Below are 25,170 nucleotides of genomic sequence, written 5' to 3'. Positions count from 1 at the left end.
TCTGAAGGCTGTCACTGCCAGTTTCCTAATTTTTTTTCGAAGCTGGCGGACTGAGCCTGGATGGTGATTTCTTCTCTGGTAAAGGGATGGACGAAGCTGAGTTTATGGGCGTGGAGCATGAGTCGCTTGGCAGGAATTTTGCTATAGAGGGGGTCGCCGATAATGGCATGGCCGTGGTGAGCCAGATGAACGCGAATTTGGTGGGTGCGACCAGTCTCCAGTTGGCAGTCGACTAGCGTGCAGGGACCCTTGGATCCGTTAAATTCTTTTAGCCTACGGATATGGGTGATGGCTTCTTGCCCCTTGTTGGTCACCAGTCGCTTCCTGCGGTCATGGCGGTCGCGACCAATCTTATCGCGGTAGGTGATGACTTTTTGGGCCAATCTTCCTTGAGCCAGGGCCCAGTATTGCCGAGAAATCTGCTTATCTTCCAATAGTCGGTTGAGAATGGGGAGGACAAAGGGATTTTTGGCAAAGAGAACTAGACCACTAGTCTCCTTATCCAGCCGATGAACCACGTAGCAGGTGTCGCCCACATAGGCTGAGACATGGTTGAGCAGGGCGATTTCATCAGGCTGATTGGCGTGGGTCTTCATGCCCTCAGGCTTATTGACGATGATGAGGTGCTGGTCCTCATAGAGGCAGTCCACTAAATTAGCCTGGCCCAGGAGAATCTTCTTTTTAGGATAGTTCTCGTCATCGAAAATCAGCTGAATAAGGTCACCCGCCCTCACCTGACTTTGCCAGTTGATGGCTTGATTGTTGACTAAGAGATGCTTCTTGGTTCTTAGAAAATGGCGGATTTTTCTGGGCACCAACCAGTGTTTTTCCAGCAGGTCCTTGACCGTACTTGTGGGAAAGGAAGGGGGCAGTTGAATGTGAAAGTCCATGCCTTCGATTTTAGCACAATTCAGGGTTTCTCTCTAGGTTTTTGAAAGAAACTTGCTATAATAAGGCTATGAAGTTTTTAGAAATGATCAAAGAAGGGGCTAAGAAGCTTGGCAACAAGCTTTTACGCTCACCTAAAAAAACGAAGCAGCCAAGGCCTCCTGAGAGGGCTTCTGCTGATAGTGATGAGCTGTCCCTGACCCAGAAGTTGGAGTCGGTTCCAGTACGTGAGTCTGCCTATCACCGCAGTCACGGGCCACATCATCAGAGCCATTTGGATAAGTTGGTTGAAAAATACCCCAAGCTGGCCTTCCTCAAGATTATCATTCCCGATAAACAGTCTTGGATTCGTCGCCTTTGGCGACGTTACAATATTGGTCGGATTCTAGCCATTGCGCTTGCCGGTTTTGTCCTCTTTACAGCGGCCTACCTCTTTTATTTGGCCAAGACGACCAATGTCTCAGATCTCCAGGATGCCCTCAAGTCCTCAACGGTTATCTATGACCGTAAGGGCAAGGAAGCTGGCACCCTCATGGGCAACAAGGGAACCTATGTTGAGTTAGACCAGATTTCCGATGATTTGGAGCATGCGGTTATTGCCACAGAAGACCGTACCTTCTACAAAAATCACGGGATTAACTATAAGCGTTTCTTCCTAGCCATTTTGACCGCTGGTCATTTTGGTGGGGGATCGACCATCACCCAGCAGTTGGCCAGAAATGCCTACCTCAGTCAGGAGCAGACGGTCACGCGGAAGGCCAAGGAGTTTTTCCTGGCCGTTGAACTCAATAAAAAATATTCCAAGAATCAAATTCTGACTATGTACCTCAATAATGCCTACTTTGGCAATGGGGTCTGGGGGGTCGAAGATGCCAGTCAGAAATACTTTGGAACCTCGGCAGCCAATTTGACTACCGATGAGGCAGCAACCTTGGCTGGTATGCTCAAGGGACCTGGTATCTATAATCCTCTCTACTCAACAGAAAATGCGACCAACCGTCGTAATACAGTCCTCCAGAATATGGTCAATGCAGGCTACCTCAAGGAGGCGGATGCCAGATCTTTCAAGGCGGTTGACATGGCCAGCCGTCTCCAGGATACCTATACTGGTAAGGATGAGAAGTATAATTATCCCTCTTATTTTGATGCGGTCGTCAACGAGGCTATCAATAAATATGGGATTTCAGAGAAAGACATTCTCAACAATGGCTATAAGATCTATACCGAATTAGATCCAAACTACCAAGAGGGCATGCAGACGGTCTATGCCAATACCTCCCTCTTTCCGACTTCACCGACCGATGGGAGCTCAGCCCAGTCGGCCAGCGTGGCCATTGATCCTTCAACTGGTGGCGTTCGTAGTCTGGTTGGTCGTCTCAATTCAACGGACAATCCGACCTTTCGTTCCTATAACTATGCGACCCAGTCTTCTCGCAGTCCAGGTTCGACCATTAAACCCCTAGTGGTCTATTCACCAGCTGTAACCGAAGGCTATGATATTGATGAAGACCTACCAAATACGGTCCAAGACTACGATGGTTATGCTCCTTCCAACTATGGAGGCATAGAATCTGAAAAGGTCCCTATGTATCAGGCTCTGGCCAATTCTTATAATATTCCGGCCGTCTATCTCCTCCATGAAATGGGCGTGGACACGGCCTTTGATTATGGTAAGAAATTTGGTCTAAACATGGATAAGGTACCTAAGAATCTTGGTGTTGCCTTGGGAGGTAGTGTCACCACCAACCCTCTGGAAATGGCCCAAGCCTATTCTACCTTTGCTAATGGTGGGGTCATGAATGAAGCACACCTCATTACCAAAATTGAAACGGCCTCAGGAAAACCTGTGGCAGAGTACAAAAAGGCTTCCTCTCGTGTCATCAGCAAGTCGGTCAGCGATAAGATGACCAGCATGATGCTGGGAACCTTCTCCAACGGGACAGCTGTCAGCGCCAATGCCTATGGCTATACCATGGCCGGTAAGACAGGAACCACCGAAACCAGCTTTAATGAAGATTTAATCGGTGATGAGTGGGTTATTGGTTACACCCCTGATGTGGTCATTGCTCAGTGGATGGGCTTTGAGCACACCGATGAAAATCACTACATCATTGATAATTACGGGGCTTCGGACAATGTCTTTAGTCAGACGGCCAGCTACATTCTCCCCTACACCAAGGGAACAGAATTTACCCAGAAGAATGCCTATGCTTCCGATGGCCAAAATCTGACCTACGATGCCAATAATGAGGATAGCAACAGTAATTCTGACGAATCCAAGGGCATCATTGATAAGATTCAGGATGCCGCTGATGATGCCAAGAAGAAGGTTGATAAGGCTGTGGATGATTCAGGAATACTGGACAAGGCCAAGGAAGCCTGGGATACCATCAAGGGTTGGTTCGAGTGAGCACTTTGATTAGGAAGGATTCCATAAGACTTACCTAAAAATAAGCTTGCCTACTGTTCGGCTAAATACATCACATAAGGAAAGCCGGGACTTGGGAATTTTCTCTATCCTAGCTTTTTTAGCTCAAAATGGTAGTGGAACGGCCGAAGACAGAAAAATCATAGTAGAACTTGAACCTAACTGCAAAAAAATAGTGGGGGATTTCATTTCTTGTATCAGGAGAAGTCCCCAACTTGCCTGCCGGCTTAATTCATGGTAAAATAGTTGAGATTAAAAGGGAGGCAGCTATGGCACAAAAGAAAGCTAGCCTGGCCTGCTCGGAATGTGGCTCACGTAACTATTCGATTAGCGTGGGGGCCACACCAAAACCGACACGCTTGGAAGTCAATAAATATTGTAAATACTGTAAGAAATATACCCTGCACAAGGAAACCCGCTAGCCGTCTAGCAGAAAGAGAGAGAATCGTGAAATTTTTAGCTGGAATTTTTCAAATCCTAGAACAGACCAATTGGCCTACACCCAGACAACGTTGGAAAGATTTCTTTGCCATCTTGGAATATACTCTATTCTTTACGGTAATCATCTTCGTCTTTGACTGGGCCCTGCGCCTAGGAGTTAATTACCTCCTACAAAATGTCAACCTACCATTTAAATAGCATGAGAAAAGCCTAGCAAGTCGACTTGCTAAGCTTTTTTACTAGAATAGAATTTGTGAGAGAGGAGCTGATTTGACTTGATAAAAATCAATCTAGCCCAGGTAAGAAACCAAGCCCAAAGGTCTACCAGACCACTTGAACCCGAGAATGTGGCAAGCTTCATTCTTCTCATCAAGAACAGCAAAGTGAGTAACGATGCGACATGGAGTAAAAACTGTCAATATTACAGTTTTTATGAAGTTAGTCAGGGATATAGAAAACTACAATCGTAGTTTTCGTAGTCACTCTAATGAAAAACCATAGAGTGACTTTATCCGTGGGATAGTTTTGATTTTTGAAGACTATTTGTCCTTATCAGTAAGGGTCTTGAGCCCTTCTTCCAGCATTTCCATAACCAGCAAGGTCTCATGGTCCTTGACCAATTTAGGGGCTCCTTCTGCCAAGGTCTCATAGAGAGCCTGATAGTAGAGACTATAATCACCGACCTGGGAGACCACTTTTTCTTGGTGGTACTGTCCTTCTTGGTCCAGATAGGTTAAAACTCCATAATCCTCTGGTCGGTCTAGGCCGAAGTCCGCATGGTCTGGAAGATAAAAATGTTTGAGGTCCTCTTCCTGTCGGTCCTTCTTGGCCTTGATAAAGGTCCCCTGCTTACCATAGAGGGCAAAACTAGGACGGGACTCTAGCCTAAAGTAGCTGGATTTGACCGATACCTTGCAAATCCCGTAATAAAGATCAAGGTCGAAATAATCATTCATCCGATTGGCTCCCAAAAGCTGGCGCACATCATAATGAACCTTGTCGGGTTGTCCAAAGAGGGAAACTACCTGGTCAAGGGTGTGGCAGGCATGGGTGTAGAGAAAGCTTTCTTCTGGTTTGAAGGACTGACTAGCCTGGGGAACCTGGGGCCGAAAGTAGTCAAAATGCATTTCCATCTCTAGCAGGTCCCCTAATCGACCACTAGCTAGGACCTTTTGCACCGTCAAGAAGTCCGAGTCAAAGCGCCGATTTTGATAAGCTTGGATGATTAACCCCTTGGTCTTGGCCAAATCAAAGAGTTCTTGAGCCTGTGATAGTGTGTCCGTAAAAGGTTTTTCAACGAGGACATTTTTGCCGGCCTCTAGGCAGACCTTGGCTAGGTCGTAATGGGCAGACTGGGGCGTGCAGATGGCCACCAGACTAATTTCTGTGTCCGTAAGGATGTCCTCCAGACGGTGGGTGTAGTGAATGCCCTCCAATTCTGGCCAGCTAGACTGAGAGCGTTGATAAATCATTTTTACTCGAATCTTGTCTGCTAGTTTTCTCACAAAGGGCAGATGATAACGATTGGTGCTTTTGCCGTTGCCGATATAGGCCATAGTCAACATAGGTAAATCTCCTTTCTGGTGGGGAGGGCTAGTTCTCCTAACTATTAAAGCCCAAAGCCCTCGGATAAATTCTAGAATGGCTGGCTCTAAGCCCTCTATTTTTATAATGTTACAGGCTAATTAAAAAGACTTGCAGGTGTTAGGTGAGAGTAAAGTTTTTTAGCTAGCCAGACGCTTAATCCATCAAGCTATTGCGATTTTAAGAAAAATTCCCTGAGACTTTGGTCTTAAGGAATCTTGTCTTTTATCCAACTTGGAAACCATTAGTTCCTGACTTACTATCATCAGAATCATCACCATAGGGGTCTTTGGCATAGTCTTCTAGGTCCTTGTAATTCTTTTGCACCTTGGAGCGAATATTTTTTGCTTTGGATTTAGACATAGAGCGATAAGTTTCTTTGTAGTATGGTTCAGAACCATCGTAGTAAACGAAGGTCAACTCATCACCGTCTCTAAAGTATCTCACCTTGTAGCTATCTAAGTTTTCTGATTTTTCAGGCTTGGCAGGTGAATACATGTAGGCATAGTCATCGTCGGTTCGATGCGATGCCGTATGTTTTTGCTTGTTAACGGTCAGGGTTCTAGTAGGATGTTCGTAGGAAGAGAAGGATACAGCCTGGCTTCCCCCTTCGAAGTAATTGTAGAGAACAAAATTTCCGTCCTTATTTGAGAGGTAGTAGTTAAAACTAATTTGGCTGTTTTCGCTATCAGAACGGGTATCCTTGTCATACTTAAATTTGCCATTGTTAAAGTAAGGCTCCCAGTCCCCATCTTTATAGTAGGCGGATTCTTTTAGTTCCCAGTCCCCATCAGCTAGCTTGCTGACCACTTGCTTTTGAGAATGGTGACCCCAGAAGCCAAAGCCCAAGAAAGCCAAGGCGATGACCACCATGATACCAATATTGAGCCAGAGAGGTAGTCCCTTCTTGCCATCTTTCTTTTTAAAGGCTTGCCCCATTTTTTTGAAGGCCGACGGCTTTTTAGCTTGAGGGACAACTACCCCTGTTAGTGAAGCCTGATTTTGAAGTGAAGGGCTAGCGGGAGCGGGGTTAGGCACACCAGCATTTGGAGCGCTAGGTGCAACTGGCCTCGCACTAGGAACTGGATTGCCAGCTGCGACCTGACCGGGAGCCGAAGTTGGTGCTTGACCAGGAACCGAAGCTTGGACCTGGCTAGAGCTTGAACCTGGTGCTCGAGGTGCTTGGCTAGGGGCAATTTCCTGAGCAACTGGTTTGGGCCCTTCCTGGACCTGAGCTTGATTCACAGGATTAGGACTAGGTTTAAATTCACCAGCTGCGAGTGCTTTTTGATAGTCCTCCTGTGAAGGTTGACGTCCTTGCGTCAGCTCAAAAAACTCTATCCATTCTTTTTCATTCATCATAACAATGGTCTCCTCAATTAAATTTTCTCCTAAAAAGAGTTAGATAGCATTAGTATATCACTTTTTAATAAATTTTAAAAATTAGGGGAAAATTCTTTTCAAGTAGGAGAAATGTGCTATAATAGTGGGGAAGCAAAGCCCAAGGAAGGCTTTTTTATATGCGTTTAAAACTAAAAAACGAAAGCAGGTAGTAAGATGTTAGATTCATTTGATAAGGGCTGGTTTGTTTTGCAAACTTATTCAGGTTATGAAAACAAGGTTAAGGAGAACCTCCTCCAACGGGCTCAGACCTATAATATGACTGAAAATATTCTACGGGTGGAAATTCCAACCCAAACGGTTAATGTGGAGAAGAATGGTAAAACTAAGGAAGTGGAAGAAAATCGCTTCCCAGGTTATGTTTTGGTTGAAATGGTCATGACCGATGATGCTTGGTTTGTCGTTCGGAATACCCCTAATGTTACTGGTTTCGTAGGATCTCACGGAAATCGTTCCAAACCAACCCCACTCTTGGAAGAAGAAATTCGTCAAATCCTAGTTTCAATGGGACAAACGGTCGAAGTCTTTGATACCAATATCAAGGTCGGCGATGTGGTGCAAATCATTGATGGTGCCTTTATGGGACAAGAAGGCCGCGTTATCGAAATCGAAAATAACAAGGTCAAAATCATGATCAACATGTTCGGCTCCGAAACCGCAGCCGAAGTCGAACTCTATCAAATTGCAGAGATCAACTAAGATACAAAGCCGTTAAGCACTTCAAAGAAAATTAGGAATTCTGACGAAGGCGACGAAGCGCCTAGGAAGAATTATCTATTTTCAAAGAAGTGTAGGCGTGTTCAATTGAACAGTTTCACTAAGTGCTAAAGCACTTGTTCAACTACGAAATTTTCTATGGAAAATTTCTAGTTCACTTACTAGTTAATGGGCACCTCTAAATACTCAATAAAATTGCGATTTTGTCGTTACAATTGTTGCTAAATCAACACTTTAATTTAAAAGTTTGGGGTTTTTAGAGGTGCCCTAATATTGGTTGGTATCATCGACCAACCAATATTAACATCGCAATTGAGCAGATTCCCTTAGCATTAACACGCTTAATCAACTAAGATATCACGGACAAAGTCACTCTATAATTTCTTTTTAGAGTGACTACGAAAACTTCTGTAGAAAATTTGGGTCTGGTCGCTACGTCGATGAGACACAAGGTAGGAACCCCAAAAATTCAGAATAAAAACGAGCTTAGGATTCAATCCTAGGCTCATTTTTTATGGTCTATTTGTACATATAGTTTCTGGTCATGGGCATGGTTGACTTAGTTTCACCTTTGGAAAGAAGGTATTGAACCACATCAATATTACCCGCTTCAAAGGAGCCAGCACAGGCTTGCAGGTAGAGGTCCCACATACGAATGAAGCGTTCGTCATGGAGTTTACGGACTTCAGGCAAGGCCTTGTGGAAGTTTTCCGTCCAGATTTCCAGGGTCTTTTGATAGTGGCGCCGTAGAAACTCTATATCAGCAACTTGCAGACCAGCATCAGAAATGTAGTCTAAATTTTCAGTTAGACGGGGGATATAGCCACCAGGGAAGATATACTTATTAATCCAACCATTATAGCCATTGCCGTGATTGCCTCCCGCTTGACCAGAAATCCCGTGAATCAGGGCAAGGCCATCATCCTTGAGGTAGTTAAAGACGGTTTCAAAATATTGGCCCAGATTTTCTTTCCCCACATGCTCAAACATACCGACACTAGTGATGTAGTCGTAGGGACCCTCTTTAATATCGCGGTAATCCTTAAGAATAACCTTGGCCCGACCTTTCAAGCCTTTTTCCTTAATCTTTTGGTTCACGAAGTTGGCCTGTTCTTCACTGAGGGTAATTCCCGCAACATTCAATCCGTATTCCTCACAGGCCGTCAGCATGAGGGTCCCCCAACCGCAACCAATATCTAAGAGAGTCTTTCCAGGCTGAGGATTGAGTTTCTTGATGATGTGGTGAATCTTATTGTTCTGCGCCTCTTCAAGGCTGTCATCATCGTGCTCAAAGTAGGCACAAGAATAGGTTGCTGTCTTATCCAACCAAAGGCGGTAGAAGTCATTACCAATATCGTAGTGGCTTTGAACATCTGACTTACTGTCCTCCTTAGTGTGGGATTGCTTGGGCAAGAAGCGGGTAAACTTACTGTTTTTAAGAAAACTATCAGAAGCCCGATAGGCCGAGACAATCAGCTCTTGAATCGAACCTTCAATTTCGATATCACCATCCATGACCGCTTCTCCTAAAACAATGGAAGCATTTTTGGAAAGGTCAGCGACAGAAATCTTCTTATTAAATTTTATTTTAACCCGGGGATTGTCGCCGTTATAAACCTCAGTCTTACCGTTGGGGTAGGTGACCTGCAAGGGAATATCAAACGAGTTTTTTATGAGTTGTTTTACAATTAAATTATCCATCATGAGAGCAATAACCTCCTAATCATGATAGCTCCATTATAGTCCTCTTAAAATTCGATGGTAAATGATTGAATTGGGCTTTGGACAGAAACAAGCAATCTGTCCAATTCATTTTTGGAGCTCCTGCTTAAGTAGACTTTCCTCCCCAAAATTTGCATCCTTCCTCCAATTGGTCTATGATAGTAAAAAAGTAAAAGTGAGGTACTGCCATGTCAAATTTTGCTGAAGCTGTCCAAGCCTTTGAAGAAATTACTGCTCAAGAGGCTAGAGAGCGGATTGATTCTAAGGAAAAATTCATTCTCTTTGTCGGTCGGCCAACCTGCCCTTTCTGCCGTCGTTTTGCGCCTAAGTTGGCCCAAGTTGTTGAAGATACAGGAGCTAAGGTTGCCTATCTTCACAGCGAGGATATGAGCCAGATCGATGACATCAATGCCTTGCGTAAGCGCTACGGTATCGCAACCGTCCCAGGCCTCCTAGTCGCTCAAAACGGTTCCGTCAAGGTAGTCTGCGATTCTTCCTTAGATCCTGAAGATATTAAAGATTTTATTGCTTAAGTGCATACTCTGGACGATTGGGCTAAAAAAGTAAATTTTTAATCCCAATGAAGCATACGAAAAGGCTCATTAGCGGTTCAATTGGCTAATGGGCCTTTTGTCTTTTAGTTTACTTCTGGAAAGAGCTTTTCAACGACCTTGGTGGTGATGACTTGACCAGGTCCCTTGGCACAATAGGTGTGCATATACATGAGGGGGTTAAAGTTGAGCTCAATACAGGTGGCATTCCTAGCCTCCTTAGTGTAAGGCAGGCTGTAGTCTGGGATAATTAAGTCCACCCCGCAGACCCAGGCTCCCATGGCCTTGGTCATCTGAGCCGCCAGTTCCAAGTAAGAAGGGTGCATCTCTTCGGTCATGTCAATGGAATCTCCACCAGTTGAGATATTGGAATTTTCTCTCAGATTGACACGAACATCCTTGTCAGGAATAGAGTCTAAACCGTAGCCCTGCTGGTCCAGCATCAGTCGTTCAATCTCTCCTAACTGAATTTTTTCTAGGGGAGAGCGGTGGCCAGTTCCTCGCAGAGGGCTGGCATTTTTTTGCGCAACCAGTTGGGAAATGGTAGACTTGCCATCGCCAACAACATTAGCCGCCTGACGCTCGACCACTCCCAGGGTCTCGCCATCCAGGACGAAGAAACGATACTCAGTCCCTGGGATAAATTCCTCAATCAAAACACTCTCATCCTCAGCAAAGGCCAGCTCCAGAGCCTTTTGGTAGTCTACCCGACTGGCCCCTTCCTTGAAAATGGAAATACCTAGTCCAAAATTAGTGGACTTGGGTTTGATGACAATGGCCTTGGTGGCAAAGTTAGGGTAGGCGCTCAGGGCTTCTTCCAGCTGGTTAAATTCAGCCCCTGCAGGGACAGGGAAGCCGGCCTTTTGCAAGATTTTCTTGGTGACGGTTTTATTTTCCATAGCCAGGGGAACGATAAAATTATCCTTGGCTGTCATATTACCATCTTTGACATATTCGATATGGTCACCCACCGAGAGCTTCAAGAATTGGTCGGACTCATCTAAGATTTCCAAGTTGATGCCCTTTTGGATGACATCAAACATAATCAGCTGGGTCGAGAGCTCCATGCCTTCAAAGCCCTTGAGGGCATAAGAAGCCTGCCAGGCCAAGTCACTAAAGGCTTTTCCCTGCTGATGGCCAAAGACTTCCAGCGATCCATCCTTGATTTCCTTGATTAGACGCCCACCAATAGTCAAGCTGGGGTCAGCCAGCTGTTTCTCCAGCTTATCAACCAACTGACTATAGTAGCTAGGGACTTGGAAGTGCCTAATCAGCTCTCGCATAGCTGAGATGATTGATGAACTATCGGCCTCCCCTGGTAGTTTAGCCAAAGGATGGGCTCTAGCAACTTGCTCATTAAGTTCCTCAGCACTTTGCAACTCTTGGTTAACGACTTGGGGATCATCCAACCAGAGCAGAGCAAGGGCCAGAAGGTGAACCGTGTCCAAGGTCTCCTGGGCGATGCCCTGTTGGTCAAAGGGGTCAATGTCAAAGCAACGAAATTCTAAGTAGGTGATGCCTTGGCTAAGATAATCCCGACTCCGTTTAGCTCCCCGCAGGCGAACTGGGGAGTAGAATTCTTTTTCGGCAATGAGACGACCATCGGCCACACAGGCCTCAATATCGGTGATGTACTGCTCCAAGCTGCTGTAGGACACTTTGACAGAATCATGATTGACATAGCCTAGAGAGCTGTTGCGAATAGAGCGAAGGGGACCGTCCAATTCTTGGTCAAAAAATCCTTTTTCAGCAAGAGGAGTAGCCCCGTAGAGGTAGGTTAGAAGCCAGCGGTATTTGATAAAGTTTTGGGCTAACTTAAGATAGAGGTCATTTTTAAAGGCAGCTAAGTCTTCATAGTCACTTTGCTGGAAGAGCTGGGTCAGTAGCTCCTCTCCCAGACCAAAATTATAATGGATGCCTGAGATGGTCTGCAGGCGCTTGCCATAGACCTTAGCCAGATGCTGACGATAGCGACGCTCGAAGTCGTCCTCCAGTTGGGCAATGACAATCTCTTCTTCTGAGACCTGGGGTGGCATGGACAGGGGCCAAAGGTAGTCCTCCTTGTTTAAGCTACGACCGGCAACATCGGCAATCCCAGTTAGAAAACGTCGGGCTTCTTTGGTTGAACTAGCAATAGGCGTAATCAGTTCAATCTGAGGCTCGCTGTAGTCGGTCTGGATATAAGGATGGAAATTGCGGGAGCCCAGTTTTTCGGGATGGGGTTTTTGGGATAAACGGTTAGTCTGGCGATCAATCCGCAAACTTTCGTGTTCGAGACCAAAAGTCCCCTGAAGAATTGGCAGGCTGGTGGGGCTATCTTGTAAGAGCTGGTCGACGGTCATAAAATCTCCTTTACTTGCAGTGACTTATCAGAAAAAAAGTCAATCTTATCTCCACTATACAACGAAAAACCTTGACTTTCAAACTTTGGCTATAAATTGGTCATAATTTTTCCTTATGATAAAAGAGAAAATACTAGAATTTTAAAAACGTTCGGAATTTACCTATAAAATGAAGCAGAATAAAACCATTCCTTCATCTTTAGCCGATTTTATTGGTCAAATCTTGAAAAAAAGTCAGAAATTTCCTATAATAAGATGTTGTAGAAAGCTGATAGGTGAGAGTCCTATCGTCTATTTTCTAGAAAGGTGGAAGGGCGCTATTTCAGCCCTTCCAAAGTAATGATATGACATCAGTAGTAGTCGTTGGAACCCAGTGGGGAGACGAAGGTAAAGGTAAAATTACAGACTTTTTGAGCCAAGATGCTGAAGTGATTGCCCGTTATCAGGGTGGTGACAATGCTGGCCATACCATCGTTATTGATGGTAAGAAGTTCAAGCTCCACCTGATTCCTTCAGGTATCTTTTTCCCAGAGAAAATTTCTGTGATTGGTAATGGCGTTGTCATCAATCCTAAGTCCTTGGTGACTGAGCTGGATTATCTGCACAAGGAAGGCGTGGCCACCGACAGCCTGCGAATTTCTGATCGGGCTCATGTCATTCTCCCCTATCATATTAAATTGGACCAGCTTCAAGAAGCAGCCAAGGGCGACAATAAAATCGGTACGACCAATAAGGGTATCGGCCCTGCCTATATGGACAAGGCGGCCCGTGTTGGCATTCGGATTGCTGACCTCTTGGACAAGGACATCTTTGCCCAACGCCTGAGGGCCAATCTGGCTGAAAAGAATCGCCTTTTTGAAAAGATGTACGAATGTCAGCCCCTAAGCTTCGATGATATTTTTGAGGAATACTATCAGTACGGCCAAGCCATCAAGGATTATGTGACCGATACCTCGGTCATCCTTAATGATGCTCTGGATGCCGGCAAGCGGGTCCTCTTTGAAGGGGCCCAAGGGGTTATGTTGGACATTGACCAAGGAACCTATCCTTTTGTAACCTCCTCCAATCCAGTTGCTGGTGGGGTAACAATCGGTTCTGGCGTCGGCCCAAGTAAGATTAATAAGGTTGTCGGGGTCTGCAAGGCCTATACCAGTCGGGTTGGCGATGGACCATTCCCAACGGAACTCAATGATGAGACGGGGGATCGTATCCGTGAAGTTGGTCATGAGTATGGAACGACAACGGGTCGTCCCCGCCGTGTCGGTTGGTTTGACTCGGTAGTCATGCGCCACAGCCGTCGGGTTTCAGGGATTACCAATCTCTCCCTCAATTCTATTGATGTTCTCTCAGGCCTGCCAACCATTAAAATTTGTGTCGCCTATGATTTAGATGGCAAACGCATTGACCACTATCCAGCTAGCTTGGAACAGCTCAAGCGCTGCAAGCCAATCTATGAAGAGCTGCCAGGCTGGCAAGAAGACATCACCGGTTGTCGTAGCTTGGATGAACTGCCAGAGGCTGCCCGCAATTATGTTCGCCGAGTTGGTGAGCTAGTTGGTGTCCGCATCTCAACCTTCTCGGTCGGACCAGACCGCGACCAAACCAATATCCTCGATAGCGTTTGGGCTAATATTTAAAATTAAAGAAGGTCCTTAGACGTGATTTCTAAGGGCTTTTTTCTGTGCTTAATTTTATGGACACTTACTGCTAAGACAAAAAAATTGACAGTCCTACCTAAAACTTTTAAAATGACAACTGTAAGAGAAATAGTAACACGTTCAGCGGAGATAATCTCCAAGCTGACAAGGAGGATCATATGAAAATTGCAGTTGTCGCAGCAAACGGGAAGGTTTCCCAATTAGTGATTGAAGAAGCCCTTAAGCGTGGCCACGAAATTGTGGGCTTTTCCCGCAGTCAAAACCGTTCCAAAGCAGAAAACTTTATTCAAAAGGATATTATGGCCATGACCAAGGAAGACCTAGCTGGATTTGATGCTGTGGTCGATGGTTTCGGTGCTTTCACCCCAGAAACCCTCTCACTTCATACCAAGACTTCCCAACACCTGGCAGACCTTTTGTCTGGCAGTCAGACCCGTTTGATCATTGTTGGTGGGGCAGGTAGCCTCTATATGACACCAGACCACGACTTACAACTCTGGCAAACCCCTGATTTTCCAGAAGCCTTCCGACCTTTGGCTAAGGCTCAGGCAGATGAATTAGCCGAATTGCGCAAGCGTAGTGATGTCAACTGGACCTTCATTAGTCCGGCTGCTGATTTCCAAGCGGATGCTCCAGCGACAGGTGCCTATCTTCTTGGTGGAGAAGAATTCTTTGTCAATGACCAAAATGAAAGTGTCATCAGCTATGCTGATTATGCCAGGGCTCTAGTAGATGTCTTGGAATCTGGGGACCATATGCAAGAGCGCATCAGCCTCATTCGTAAATAATTGTTTAGGAAGTGAGAGGGCAGTGCCCCTTGAAAGGAAAATCATGAAATTAATCTACATCTGGGATGCCTACTGTGCTGGTGTTATGGTTTTGACAGTCTCCTGGTCCCCTTTGTTAAAAAGCATCCAGAATTAGAATTGGAAGTCATTTCAGGCGGTCTCTTTAATCAAGGAGCTCCCCTAGCTGCCTTTCCTGGAATGAATCAGGCCAACCAGCAAATTAGCCAGCTTTACGGTGTGGAATTTGGCCCGGCCTACCAAAAACTCTTGGAAGAGGGAAGCTTTGTTCCCCGTTCCCTGGATTCGGCCTTGGGCTATGCCCTCCTGCGAGACCAACTTCCTCAAGATAAGTGGCTACCTCTGGCTCAGGACTTGCAGAAGGCCTTCTATCTGGACGGTAGAGACCTAGGGAATCCTGAACTTTACCGCGAGTTAGTCAACCAATACGGACACGATGGGGAACAACTGAGCCAGGCCTTGGTCCATGCCCAGACTAATGCCAGCAACCATCCAGATTTCATCAAGGCTCGTGCCTTGGGTGTCCAATCCTTTCCAACACTGATTTTGGAAAAAGACGGTCGCTACTATAATATGCGCACAGGCCAGGATAGTCTAGAGGGTCTTGAACAGGCCCTGACCGCCGTCCAGTCTCTTTAGTTCTGTACACAAAAAATCCTCACCTTGAAGCTGGGGATTTTTTAGTTATCGCAAGTTTCTTTTCTCCTTACCGCTTAGCCATGGTGACAAAGGTGAACTTGTCAGGGCGGTAGCTGATGGTGCCATATTGGAAGAGTTGACCATTGGAGAGGTAGGTTAGGCTAGTGACGACAGCCACCATATTGAAATTACCCAAATCCATATTGTCCTTTTCCTCCTGGGTGGCATAGCGGAAGGAAATTTCACGGCGGGAATGGGTAATCTTCAAGCCCAATTGATTTTCTAGATACTGATAGATAGAGTTTTCAGCGATTTCCTTATTGAGGTAGGGTACCACTCGACGATCAAAGTAGGAGAGCTCGAATTCGATGCGCTCGCCACCAATGACCCGACTGCGGCCAACCCGGTAGAAGTCAACACTATCATCCACCTTGAAAATGTCCATAATTTCTTGCTCACCCTGGATGATATAGAGATTGTCAAGCTGGGTCTTGATGTCCAAGTGTTCATCTCGATTGAGCTCATTGGAAGTCTTGATCTCGGAAAGGTAGTTATTTTTGGTGCGTCCATGCTCCATGACAATAGAATTGCGCCCCCGCATCTTTTGGATATAGCCGTCCAACTCCAGAAGCGAGAGGGCCTTGCGGATGGTATCCTTGGAGTAACCATAGACCTCCATCAGTTCATTTTCAGTTGGCAACTCTTGGTTGGCTTGGAGTTTGCCTTCCTCAATTTGCTTTTTGATGTCCTCGTAGACCTGCTTATACTTGCTCATCATATCGTATTTTCCTTTAGTTTTATAGGATAATTCTACCATAAATTCTTACTTTAAGCCAGTTTTATACGTATCATTCATAAAAAAACCAAAAAGAATTACGTAAAACTATTGACAAAGGAAATCGTTTCCACTATAATTAAGGCTGTAAAAATGATAAGCAAACTCACTGAGCCTGGCCTTGGGAGGCTGGCTCAGAATAATGGAGGACATTATATGGGAAAACGTAAGAGTGGTGTCTTGATGCACATCACATCCTTGGCTGGTGACAGAGGTATTGGCTCCTTTGGCCAGGCAGCCTTCGATTTTGTGGATTTCTTGGTCGAGACCAAGCAGACCTATTGGCAGATTCTGCCTCTAACAACGACCAGCTATGGCGATTCACCTTACCAATCATTCTCGGCCGTGGCAGGAAATACAAATTTAATTGATTTGGATCTCTTGGTAGAAGATGGTTGGCTGAAGGCAGCAGACCTTGAAGCGGTTGACTTTGGGGATAACCCAGCTAGTGTTAATTACGGTCATCTCTTTGATGTTCGTCGCCCCCTCTTGGAAAAGGCAGTCAAGGCTTTCTTACTTGATAAAAATGCCCAAGCAGCCCTAGCCAAATTTGAAGCTGATAACCAATCTTGGTTGGCTAATTATGCAGACTTCATGGCCTTCAAGGAACACTTCAACCTCAAGGCCCTCCAAGAGTGGGACGATAAGAAAGCCATCCAGCGTGACAAGGCGACTTTAGAGAAGCTTCGCAAGAAATTAGTTGATGTCATCGCCTACCACAAGGTGACCCAATTCTTCTTCTTCCAGCAATGGCGGGCCCTTAAGGCCTATGCCAATAAGGCAGGCATCGAAATCATTGGCGACATGCCGATCTATGTCTCTGCTGATAGTGTGGAAATGTGGACCCAGCCCCAGCTCTTTAAGGCCGATAAAAATCGCAAACCACTCTATGTCGCAGGTGTCCCTGCCGACGAATTCAGCGATGAAGGTCAGTACTGGGGCAACCCAATCTACGATTGGAAGGCCCACAAGAAGTCTGGCTATGCTTGGTGGATTTACCGCATGCAAGAAGCCCTCAAGCTCTACGATGTCATTCGGATTGACCACTTCAAAGGTTTCTCTGATTTTTGGCAGGTTGATGCCAGCCATGATACCGCTAAATATGGCACCTGGCAGCCAGGCCCTGGCTATGACCTCTTTGCAGCTATTAAAAAGGCTCTGGGTGACCTACCAATTATCGCTGAAAACCTTGGTTATATTGATGAGAAGGCTGAAAAGCTCTTGGCGGATACGGCCTTCCCTGGTATGAAGATTTTGGAATTTGGTCTCCAAGGACCAGATCCACTCAATCTAGACCTACCTCACTTCTACACCAGTCATTCGGTGGCCTATACAGGCACCCATGATAATGAAGTGGTGCGGGGCTGGTATCAAGGCTTGAGTCAGGAAGCAAGAACTTACACCGATACCTACACCCATCGTGCGGCAGGTGAATCGGTCAGTCAGGCTTTACTAAGAACCCTCTATGCATCCGTTAGTGATGTTGCCATCGCTACCATGCAGGATGTTCTAGATTTACCAGCCTCCAGTCGGATGAATACGCCAAATACCGTTGGAACCAACTGGCAGTGGCGGATGACGGCTGACCAATTGACCGATGATAAGAAGGAATTTTTAAAAGCAATCACGAAAACCTATCACAGAGGATAAGAAAATGAGTTTTACACAGTATATAGAAGATAAAAAAGGAACTAAGTTAGCAGATTTGGACAACAAGACCATTTATTTGGGCCTCATGGACTACGTTAAGGAAAAAGCTCAAGGTCTTGCTAAAAATACTGGTAAACGCAAGGTTTACTACATTTCAGCAGAGTTCTTGATTGGGAAACTGCTCTCTAACAACCTGATTAACCTAGGTATCTACAAGACGACCAAGGATGAACTGGCAGCAGCTGGCAAGGACATTGCCCAAATTGAAGATGAAGAACTGGAACCATCACTAGGAAATGGTGGTCTGGGCCGTTTGGCTTCATGTTTTATTGACTCCATCTCAACTCTGGGTATCAATGGGGAAGGTGTCGGCCTTAACTACCACTGTGGTCTCTTCAAACAAGTCTTCCGCAACAATCAACAAGAAGCTGAGGCCAACTACTGGATCGAAGATGATTCTTGGCTGGTACCAACCGACATCAGTTATGACGTGCCTTTCAAGGATTTCACCCTCAAGTCACGTCTAGACCGGATTGACGTTCTCGGCTACCACAAAGACACCAAGAACTACCTCAATCTCTTTGACATTGACGGCTTGGACTACGGTTTGATTAAAGATGGGATCACCTTTGACAAGACCCAAATTCAAAAGAACCTGACCCTCTTCCTCTATCCAGATGATTCTGATAAGACTGGGGAACTTTTGCGGATTTACCAACAATACTTCATGGTTTCCAATGCCGCTCAACTCTTGATTGATGAAGCCTTGGAACGTGGTTCTAATCTCCATGACTTGGCGGATTATGCCTATGTGCAAATCAATGATACCCACCCTTCTATGGTCATTCCTGAGCTTATCCGTCTCTTGACTGAAAAGCATGGTTTCGACTTTGAAGAAGCGGTTGCTGTGGTTTCTAAGATGGTGGGCTATACCAACCATACCATTTTGGCCGAAGCCTTGGAAAAATGGCCTCTGGACTACCTCAATGAAGTTGTCCCTCACTTGGTTGTCATCATCGAAAAATTGGCTGCCCTCATTCGTGAGAAATATGCTAACCCAGCTGTGCAAATCATTGATGGAGACAAGCGGGTTCATATGGCCCACATGGACATCCATTTTTCAACTAGTGTTAATGGGGTGGCTGCCCTGCACACGGAAATCCTCAAGAACAGTGAGCTCAAGGATTTCTATGAGCTTTACCCAGAGAAATTCAACAACAAAACCAATGGGATTACCTTCCGTCGCTGGTTGGAATTTGCTAACCAAGATTTGGCAGCCTACCTCAAGGAAATCATTGGTGACAGCTATCTGACTGATGCCACTAAGTTGGAAAAACTCTTGGCCTTCGCTGATGACCCAGCTGTCCAAAAACGCTTGGCTGAGATTAAATTCAACAATAAATTGGCCCTCAAACGCTACCTTAAGGAAAACAAGGGCATTGACTTGGATGAAAATTCGATCATTGACACCCAAATTAAACGTTTCCACGAGTACAAGCGTCAACAAATGAACGCCCTATATGTTATTCACAAGTATCTGGAAATCAAGCGTGGCAAGCTACCAGAAAAGAAAATCACAGTTATCTTTGGTGGTAAGGCAGCGCCTGCCTATGTCATTGCTCAGGATGTTATCCACCTCATCCTCAGCCTGTCTGAGTTGATTAACAATGACCCTGAGGTTAGCCCTTATCTCAATGTCTTCTTGGTAGAAAACTACAATGTCACCGTAGCGGAACACCTGATTCCAGCGACCGATATTTCCGAGCAAATTTCCCTTGCTTCTAAGGAAGCTTCAGGAACTGGTAACATGAAGTTCATGCTCAATGGTGCCCTGACCTTGGGAACCATGGACGGTGCTAATGTCGAAATTGCCGAGTTAGCTGGTAAGGACAATATCTACAGCTTTGGTAAGGATTCTGACACCATCATTGACCTCTATGCCAAGGGTGGCTATGTTGCTAAGGACCACTATGATGGCGACCAAGACATCAAGGAAGCCGTGGACTTCATTGTTAGTCCTGAGCTCAAGGCTGTTGGTAATGAGGAACGCCTCAGTCGCCTACACAATGAACTGATTGCTAAAGACTGGTTCATGACCCTGATTGACCTCAAGGACTACATTGCTACCAAGGAACAAATGTTGACGGACTACCAAGACCAAGCGGCTTGGAACCGCAAGGTCATCAATAACATTGCCAAGGCTGGCTTCTTCTCATCTGACCGAACCATCGCTCAGTACAATGAGGACATCTGGCACAGCCACTAATCATCGATAAGAGCTCGGGGGAGTGAATCAATCAAGCTAGAAGTTTAAGCTTCTAGCTTTTTTATGACTTCAAGCCGGTTTTTCCTGTAAGGAAAAACAAGAAAACCACCAGCTAAGCTGGTGGTAGACAAGGCTTCTAGCTTTCTTTGAATTTCAAACCATTCAGCCTATAAATTTTGCGTGGTCTTAGTTTGCCAAAAAAGCACCAGTTTTTAAATAATAATACAGGGATAGCGTGATACTTTCGCCAAAGTGGAATTCTTAGCAACAAACACAGTTGTTGCTAAGAACGGATTTTTTGAGACCGAGGCTCAAAAAATAGCAATGAAACTCCATCAGGAGTTTGCTTGCGTCCGCACTTTTAAACGAAAGTATCAAAACTATCAATTTTGATTTCAAATGAACATGACCATACTTTTTTTTAAAGAGTTTTTATTTGATTTCGGAAAAAAACCAAAATAGTGAAAAGAATTCCGTAAAACCTATTGACACTCGAAAACGTTTACAGTATAATTAAAGCATGCTAAAGAGAGCGATTTCAATTTGAAATGGTTAACTTTGGAAAGGAGACTGGAGATGAATTTACTAAGCTTGAATGTTCACGCTTGGATGGAAGACCATCAAGAGCAGAAGCTTGAGTATCTGGCGGACACCATCGCAGCCAAAGATTATGATCTCATTGCCCTGCAAGAGGTCAATCAGACGATTGCAGCTCCGATAGTTGATGGAGAGATTAGAAAAGATAATTATGGACAAGTCCTCTTGGAACTGCTCAAGCAGCGAGGGGTGAACGATTATTCTTATCATTGGTCGACCTCGCATATTGGCTATGACATCTATGATGAGGGTTTGGCTCTCTTGAGTCGCTATCCAGTCCTTGAATCTGAAGGCTTCTACACGTCCAAGAGTCAGGATATTCACACCATTGATTCTCGGAAGATTGTCCGCCTCAAGGTGGATGTTCAAGGACAGGCTCTGGAAGTTTATTCCTGCCACATGAATCTGCCGACTAGTCAAACAGAAAGTCAGGTTGATAATCTGCAGCGATTAGTGGGGCATACTGATTTTGAGGGGCTCAAGATTTTCATGGGTGACTTCAACACAGATGCCCTAGGCAATCCTCAGGCCTACCAGACGATTTTGGATCAGGGCCTCCTAGATACTTATCAGATGGCTCAGGAAAAGGATTCTGGTGTGACGGTTTGTAAGTCCATCGATGGTTGGAAGGGCCAGAGTCAAGACAAACGTTTGGACTATGTCTTTGTCAACCGTGAGCTTCCGGTGAAATCCAGTCGGGTCATCTTCAACGGCCAAAATCAGGAAGTCGTTTCTGACCACTTTGGCTTGGAAGTGGCCCTGTCGCTCTAATCTAAGTGAATACGGGCGGAAAGCTTGGAAAATAAATTTTGTAACTGAACCCGCCCTAGAGGCTGTGTAAAAAAGACCAATCTCCTAGAAAATCAGGATTTTCTATCGATTGTCTATTTTTACTTGGCCTCTTACGGGCTTGGTATCTTATATATAAAGGAGTAGCTTTAAATGAAAAACCTTAAAAGCTTAGCTAGCTTCGAATTTTGGCAAAAATTCGGGAAATGTTTGATGGTGGTTATCGCTGTCATGCCTGCTGCAGGTTTGATGATTTCTATCGGTAACTCACTTGCCTTGATTGCCCCTACAAACACAACTTGGGTGCAAATCACTAACTTGATTGCCCAACTTGGTTGGGGCTTTCTGAACAACCTTCACTTGCTCTTTGCCCTGGCTATCGGTGGTAGCTGGGCTAAGGAAAAAGCTGGTGGTGCTTTCGCCGCAGGTATTTCCTTCATCTTGATTAACCTGATTACTGGTAACTTCTACGGGGTTCAAGTAGCAGATGTTAACGATGCGACCAGCAAGGCTGTGGTTCACAATATTTTCGGTGGAACCATGCGGGTTGCGGACTACTTTGTCAATGTCCTCAACCAACCAGCCCTTAACATGGGGGTATTCGTTGGTATTATCGCTGGTTTCGTTGGTGCGACTGCCTACAACAAATACTATAACTACCGTAAATTGCCAGATATCTTGACCTTCTTTAATGGTAAACGTTTCGTACCATTCGTTGTTATTTTGCGTTCTACGATTGTTGGTTTGATTATGGCTATCTTCTGGCCACTGGTTCAATCTGCTATTAACGGCTTTGGTCAATGGTTGGCCAACTCACAAAATACAGCACCAATCCTGGCACCATTCCTCTATGGTACCTTGGAACGTCTGCTCTTGCCATTTGGTCTTCACCACATGTTGACCATCCCAATGAACTACACCCAACTTGGTGGTACCTACTTTATCCAAACAGGTGCCCAAGCCGGTAAAGCTATGTTGGGACAAGACCCACTCTGGTTAGCCTGGGTAACTGACTTGATTCACCTTAAAGCGGGTGACCCAAGTAAATACCATCACACTTACCAATACACCTTGCAACACTGGACTCCAGCTCGTTTCAAGGTTGGTCAAATGATTGGTTCTTCTGGTATCTTGATGGGTATGACTGTTGCTATGTACCGTAATGTTGACCCTGACAAGAAGAAAAAATACAAATCAATGTTCATCTCAGCAGCGGCTGCAACCTTCCTAACAGGGGTTACAGAACCACTTGAATACATGTTCATGTTCGCAGCTGTTCCACTTTATGTCGTTTACGCTATCATCCAAGGTTGTGCCTTCGCAATGGCTGATATTGTTCACCTGCGTGTTCACTCCTTCGGTAATATCGAACTCTTGACTCGTACCCCAATGGCTATTCGAGCTGGTTTGGGTATTGATGTCATCAACTTTGTTTGGGTAACGATTCTCTTTGGTTTAATTACCTACTTCATTGCCAACTTCATGATTCAAAAGATGAATCTTGCTACCGCTGGACGTAATGGTAACTACGATAGTGAAGAAGTTGACGAAGCTATCCATGCCAACAACGGCGATGCTAATACCTCTGTTGACTCTCAAATCGTACAAATCATCAACCTTCTTGGTGGTCAAGACAACATTGATGATGTTGATGCCTGCATGACCCGTCTGCGTGTCACCGTTAAGGATGCCGAACTGGTTGGCGGCGAAAATGACTGGAAGAAGGCTGGTGCCCTTGGCCTGGTTGTCAAAGGCCACGGTGTTCAAGCTGTTTACGGTCCTAAGGCAGATGGTCTGAAATCCGATATTCAAGACCTGCTGGACTCAGGTGCTTGTATCCCTGTTGTTGATTTCTCTAAGAAAGAAGAAGTCGCTGCCCCTGAAAATACCTTCAAGGGCATCACAGAAAATGTGCTCTCTGTTGCTGATGGGGAAATTATCCCAATCGACCAAGTGAATGATCCTGTCTTCTCTGGTAAGATGATGGGAGATGGTTTCGCTGTCAACCCAAGCGATGGCAATGTTTACTCACCAGTTGCTGGTGTTGTGACCAGCGTCTTCCCTACCAAACACGCTTACGGTCTCCTGACTGACGAAGGTTTGGAAGTCTTGGTTCATATTGGTATTGATACCGTTAGCCTCAACGGCATTCCATTCTCACCTAAGGTGACCGATGGTCAACGCGTTGAAGCCGGTGACCTCCTAGCTGTGGTTGACTTGGATGCCCTGGATGCGGCTGGTAAGGAAAAATCTATCATCGTTGTCTTCACCAATGCTGCTGAAGTTAAGTCTGTTACCCTAGAAAATACTGGTAAACAGCCAGCTAAGACTTTAGCTGCCAAGGTTGAAATCTAAGGAAAAGTCTCACGAAGCCAACTAGAATAGTTGACCTCAAAGACGAAATAGGAAAGAATGTTAAAGAGGTTGGGTTCGCCCAACCTCTTTTGATGCAAAAAAATTAGGGGAGTATGTACGGAAAATAATAAGCTTGATTTTACCTAACTATATTCCCAAACGAGTTAGTAGATGACTGAAATCCAAAAAGTTAGAAAGCTTTATAAGGAATGCCCAAGCCAGTTCTTAGCTTGGCCAAGTGACATCCTTTTCAGATTTTGATAGAATAGTAGGGCTGAAATCGCCCTGACAAGAGGGCTTACGAGGAGAAAATCAATGACGGATGTTCCGATTAAGTATCGTCTGATTAAAAAAGAAAAACACACAGGAGCCCGGCTGGGTGAGATTATCACCCCCCACGGGACCTTTTCAACGCCCATGTTTATGCCAGTCGGAACCCAGGCAACCGTTAAAACCCAGTCACCCGAGGAACTCAAGGAAATGGGTTCTGGAATTATTTTAGCCAATACCTACCATCTCTGGTTGCGACCAGGTGATGATCTAGTAGCTGAGGCTGGTGGTCTTCACAAGTTCATGAATTGGGATCAGGCCATCCTGACTGATAGTGGGGGCTTCCAGGTCTATTCCTTGGCCGACAGTCGCAATATCACCGAAGAAGGAGTAACCTTTAAGAACCACCTCAATGGTGCCAAGATGTTCCTCTCGCCAGAGAAAGCTATCTCCATTCAGAACAATCTGGGCTCCGACATCATGATGTCCTTCGATGAATGTCCTCAGTTCTATCAACCTTATGACTATGTTAAAAAGTCCATTGAACGGACCAGTCGCTGGGCTGAACGGGGTCTCAAGGCCCACCGTCGTCCCCAGGACCAGGGGCTCTTTGGTATTGTTCAGGGAGCTGGCTATGAAGATCTCCGTCGTCAATCAGCTGCTGACTTGGTCAGCATGGACTTTCCTGGCTATTCCATCGGTGGCCTGGCTGTCGGTGAGAGTCATGAGGAAATGAATGCGGTTCTGGACTTCACCACCCCGCTTCTACCAGAGAATAAGCCTCGCTACCTCATGGGGGTCGGTGCTCCCGATAGTTTGATTGATGGCGTTATTCGGGGGATTGATATGTTCGATTGTGTCTTGCCAACTCGGATTGCTAGAAATGGCACCTGCATGACCAGTCAAGGTCGTCTAGTGGTCAAGAATGCTGCTTTCGCTAGGGACTTTGGTCCTCTGGATCCAGTTTGTGATTGTTACACCTGCCGTAACTATAGCCGGGCCTATATCCGTCACTTGCTCAAGGCGGATGAAACTTTTGGCCTACGCTTGACCAGCTACCATAATCTCTATTTCTTGGTTAATCTTATGAATAAGGTCCGTCAGGCCATCTTGGATGACAATCTTCTAGAATTCCGCCAAGATTTCCTTGAGCGCTATGGCTATGGTAAAAATAGCCGCAATTTCTAAATACAGGCTCCTCGAAAAGAGGAGTTTTATTTTGGGTTTTTGT

Annotated in this window: 19 protein-coding genes; 13 read left to right on the top strand and 6 right to left on the bottom strand. The window is 45.4% G+C overall.

What is annotated here, in order from left to right; all coding sequences use genetic code 11:
- Nucleotides 1-11: 11 nt before the first annotated feature.
- Nucleotides 12-890 (bottom strand): RluA family pseudouridine synthase, encoded by an 879-nt coding sequence (locus DYE66_RS00725; RefSeq protein ID WP_115324772.1) that lies wholly within the window; start codon nt 888-890, stop codon nt 12-14.
- A 68-nt stretch (nt 891-958) separates the two neighbouring features.
- On the opposite strand from DYE66_RS00725, the gene pbp2a reads away from it, so the two are divergent.
- The 3 genes from pbp2a to secE all read left to right on the top strand — a co-directional run bounded on the left by pbp2a (nt 959) and on the right by secE (nt 3,955).
- The gene (gene pbp2a, locus DYE66_RS00720) at nt 959-3,298 is read left to right on the top strand and encodes a penicillin-binding protein PBP2A (protein WP_044123825.1); all 2,340 of its coding nucleotides are present in this window, start codon (nt 959-961) and stop codon (nt 3,296-3,298) included.
- Between the two features lie 287 nt (nt 3,299-3,585).
- Nucleotides 3,586-3,738 (top strand): 50S ribosomal protein L33, encoded by a 153-nt coding sequence (rpmG, locus tag DYE66_RS00715; protein ID WP_044123839.1) that lies wholly within the window; start codon nt 3,586-3,588, stop codon nt 3,736-3,738.
- A 25-nt stretch (nt 3,739-3,763) separates the two neighbouring features.
- Nucleotides 3,764-3,955, top strand: coding sequence for a preprotein translocase subunit SecE (gene secE / locus DYE66_RS00710; RefSeq protein ID WP_002998921.1), 192 nt, complete (start codon nt 3,764-3,766; stop codon nt 3,953-3,955).
- A gap of 341 nt (nt 3,956-4,296) precedes the next feature.
- Here secE and DYE66_RS00705 read toward each other — a convergent pair whose 3' ends face one another.
- Entirely contained in the window at nt 4,297-5,322 is a 1,026-nt protein-coding gene (locus DYE66_RS00705; RefSeq protein ID WP_002998907.1) for a Gfo/Idh/MocA family oxidoreductase, read from the bottom strand.
- A 244-nt stretch (nt 5,323-5,566) separates the two neighbouring features.
- Nucleotides 5,567-6,703: a hypothetical protein gene (locus DYE66_RS00700; protein WP_002998659.1), complete on the bottom strand. Its 1,137-nt coding sequence runs from the start codon at nt 6,701-6,703 to the stop codon at nt 5,567-5,569.
- A gap of 195 nt (nt 6,704-6,898) precedes the next feature.
- On the opposite strand from DYE66_RS00700, the gene nusG reads away from it, so the two are divergent.
- On the top strand, nt 6,899-7,441 hold the full coding sequence (nusG, locus tag DYE66_RS00695; protein WP_002998945.1) for a transcription termination/antitermination protein NusG: 543 nt from the start codon (nt 6,899-6,901) through the stop codon (nt 7,439-7,441).
- A gap of 537 nt (nt 7,442-7,978) precedes the next feature.
- Here the strand turns inward: nusG and DYE66_RS00690 are convergent.
- Nucleotides 7,979-9,163 (bottom strand): SAM-dependent methyltransferase, encoded by a 1,185-nt coding sequence (locus DYE66_RS00690; protein ID WP_002998613.1) that lies wholly within the window; start codon nt 9,161-9,163, stop codon nt 7,979-7,981.
- Between the two features lie 206 nt (nt 9,164-9,369).
- Between DYE66_RS00690 and DYE66_RS00685 the strand changes: the two genes are divergently transcribed.
- Entirely contained in the window at nt 9,370-9,714 is a 345-nt protein-coding gene (locus DYE66_RS00685) for a DUF6568 family protein (RefSeq protein ID WP_002998723.1), read from the top strand.
- Nucleotides 9,715-9,818: 104 nt separating this feature from the next.
- Here DYE66_RS00685 and gshAB read toward each other — a convergent pair whose 3' ends face one another.
- A complete protein-coding gene (gene gshAB / locus DYE66_RS00680; RefSeq protein ID WP_002998618.1) occupies nt 9,819-12,074 on the bottom strand; it encodes a bifunctional glutamate--cysteine ligase GshA/glutathione synthetase GshB in 2,256 nt (751 codons plus the stop codon).
- A gap of 344 nt (nt 12,075-12,418) precedes the next feature.
- On the opposite strand from gshAB, the gene DYE66_RS00675 reads away from it, so the two are divergent.
- The 3 genes from DYE66_RS00675 to DYE66_RS00665 all read left to right on the top strand — a co-directional run bounded on the left by DYE66_RS00675 (nt 12,419) and on the right by DYE66_RS00665 (nt 15,177).
- The gene (locus tag DYE66_RS00675) at nt 12,419-13,711 is read left to right on the top strand and encodes an adenylosuccinate synthase (protein ID WP_002998662.1); all 1,293 of its coding nucleotides are present in this window, start codon (nt 12,419-12,421) and stop codon (nt 13,709-13,711) included.
- A gap of 179 nt (nt 13,712-13,890) precedes the next feature.
- On the top strand, nt 13,891-14,520 hold the full coding sequence (locus tag DYE66_RS00670; RefSeq protein WP_002998635.1) for an NAD(P)-dependent oxidoreductase: 630 nt from the start codon (nt 13,891-13,893) through the stop codon (nt 14,518-14,520).
- Between the two features lie 138 nt (nt 14,521-14,658).
- The gene (locus DYE66_RS00665) at nt 14,659-15,177 is read left to right on the top strand and encodes a thioredoxin domain-containing protein (RefSeq protein ID WP_002998601.1); all 519 of its coding nucleotides are present in this window, start codon (nt 14,659-14,661) and stop codon (nt 15,175-15,177) included.
- A gap of 67 nt (nt 15,178-15,244) precedes the next feature.
- On the opposite strand, the gene DYE66_RS00660 is transcribed toward DYE66_RS00665, so the two are convergent.
- The gene (locus tag DYE66_RS00660) at nt 15,245-15,955 is read right to left on the bottom strand and encodes a UTRA domain-containing protein (RefSeq protein WP_002998990.1); all 711 of its coding nucleotides are present in this window, start codon (nt 15,953-15,955) and stop codon (nt 15,245-15,247) included.
- A 213-nt stretch (nt 15,956-16,168) separates the two neighbouring features.
- Between DYE66_RS00660 and malQ the strand changes: the two genes are divergently transcribed.
- The 5 genes from malQ (at nt 16,169) to tgt (ending at nt 25,127) form a co-directional block, all read left to right on the top strand.
- Complete coding sequence (gene malQ, locus DYE66_RS00655) at nt 16,169-17,662, top strand: 4-alpha-glucanotransferase (RefSeq protein ID WP_002998774.1); 1,494 nt, start codon at nt 16,169-16,171, stop codon at nt 17,660-17,662.
- Between the two features lie 4 nt (nt 17,663-17,666).
- Nucleotides 17,667-19,928 (top strand): glycogen/starch/alpha-glucan family phosphorylase, encoded by a 2,262-nt coding sequence (glgP, locus tag DYE66_RS00650; RefSeq protein ID WP_002998707.1) that lies wholly within the window; start codon nt 17,667-17,669, stop codon nt 19,926-19,928.
- 576 nt (nt 19,929-20,504) lie between these two features.
- Nucleotides 20,505-21,296, top strand: a complete 792-nt coding sequence (locus tag DYE66_RS00645) for an endonuclease/exonuclease/phosphatase family protein (protein WP_002998978.1) — start codon at nt 20,505-20,507, stop codon at nt 21,294-21,296.
- Nucleotides 21,297-21,467: 171 nt separating this feature from the next.
- Nucleotides 21,468-23,669, top strand: a complete 2,202-nt coding sequence (locus DYE66_RS00640) for a PTS transporter subunit IIBC (RefSeq protein ID WP_002998598.1) — start codon at nt 21,468-21,470, stop codon at nt 23,667-23,669.
- 315 nt (nt 23,670-23,984) lie between these two features.
- Complete coding sequence (gene tgt / locus DYE66_RS00635) at nt 23,985-25,127, top strand: tRNA guanosine(34) transglycosylase Tgt (RefSeq protein WP_002998856.1); 1,143 nt, start codon at nt 23,985-23,987, stop codon at nt 25,125-25,127.
- Nucleotides 25,128-25,170: the final 43 nt, after the last annotated feature.

Origin of the sequence: Streptococcus downei MFe28, assembly GCF_900459175.1 — a bacterium.
GTDB lineage: Bacteria > Bacillota > Bacilli > Lactobacillales > Streptococcaceae > Streptococcus > Streptococcus downei.
Note: the sequence above shows the minus strand (reverse complement) of the source record. Positions and strands in the feature narration are given on the sequence as shown.

Excerpts from the sequence above, each read along its gene's own strand:
- DYE66_RS00725 (WP_115324772.1), bottom strand. The coding sequence starts at position 890 with ATGGACTTTCACATTCAACTGCCCCCTTCCTTTCCCACAAGTACGGTC.
- pbp2a (WP_044123825.1), top strand. The coding sequence starts at position 959 with ATGAAGTTTTTAGAAATGATCAAAGAAGGGGCTAAGAAGCTTGGCAAC.
- rpmG (WP_044123839.1), top strand. The coding sequence starts at position 3,586 with ATGGCACAAAAGAAAGCTAGCCTGGCCTGCTCGGAATGTGGCTCACGT.
- DYE66_RS00705 (WP_002998907.1), bottom strand. The coding sequence starts at position 5,322 with ATGTTGACTATGGCCTATATCGGCAACGGCAAAAGCACCAATCGTTAT.
- DYE66_RS00700 (WP_002998659.1), bottom strand. The coding sequence starts at position 6,703 with ATGATGAATGAAAAAGAATGGATAGAGTTTTTTGAGCTGACGCAAGGA.
- nusG (WP_002998945.1), top strand. The coding sequence starts at position 6,899 with ATGTTAGATTCATTTGATAAGGGCTGGTTTGTTTTGCAAACTTATTCA.
- DYE66_RS00690 (WP_002998613.1), bottom strand. The coding sequence starts at position 9,163 with ATGATGGATAATTTAATTGTAAAACAACTCATAAAAAACTCGTTTGAT.
- DYE66_RS00685 (WP_002998723.1), top strand. The coding sequence starts at position 9,370 with ATGTCAAATTTTGCTGAAGCTGTCCAAGCCTTTGAAGAAATTACTGCT.
- gshAB (WP_002998618.1), bottom strand. The coding sequence starts at position 12,074 with ATGACCGTCGACCAGCTCTTACAAGATAGCCCCACCAGCCTGCCAATT.
- DYE66_RS00675 (WP_002998662.1), top strand. The coding sequence starts at position 12,419 with ATGACATCAGTAGTAGTCGTTGGAACCCAGTGGGGAGACGAAGGTAAA.
- DYE66_RS00670 (WP_002998635.1), top strand. The coding sequence starts at position 13,891 with ATGAAAATTGCAGTTGTCGCAGCAAACGGGAAGGTTTCCCAATTAGTG.
- DYE66_RS00660 (WP_002998990.1), bottom strand. The coding sequence starts at position 15,955 with ATGATGAGCAAGTATAAGCAGGTCTACGAGGACATCAAAAAGCAAATT.
- malQ (WP_002998774.1), top strand. The coding sequence starts at position 16,169 with ATGGGAAAACGTAAGAGTGGTGTCTTGATGCACATCACATCCTTGGCT.
- glgP (WP_002998707.1), top strand. The coding sequence starts at position 17,667 with ATGAGTTTTACACAGTATATAGAAGATAAAAAAGGAACTAAGTTAGCA.
- DYE66_RS00645 (WP_002998978.1), top strand. The coding sequence starts at position 20,505 with ATGAATTTACTAAGCTTGAATGTTCACGCTTGGATGGAAGACCATCAA.
- DYE66_RS00640 (WP_002998598.1), top strand. The coding sequence starts at position 21,468 with ATGAAAAACCTTAAAAGCTTAGCTAGCTTCGAATTTTGGCAAAAATTC.
- tgt (WP_002998856.1), top strand. The coding sequence starts at position 23,985 with ATGACGGATGTTCCGATTAAGTATCGTCTGATTAAAAAAGAAAAACAC.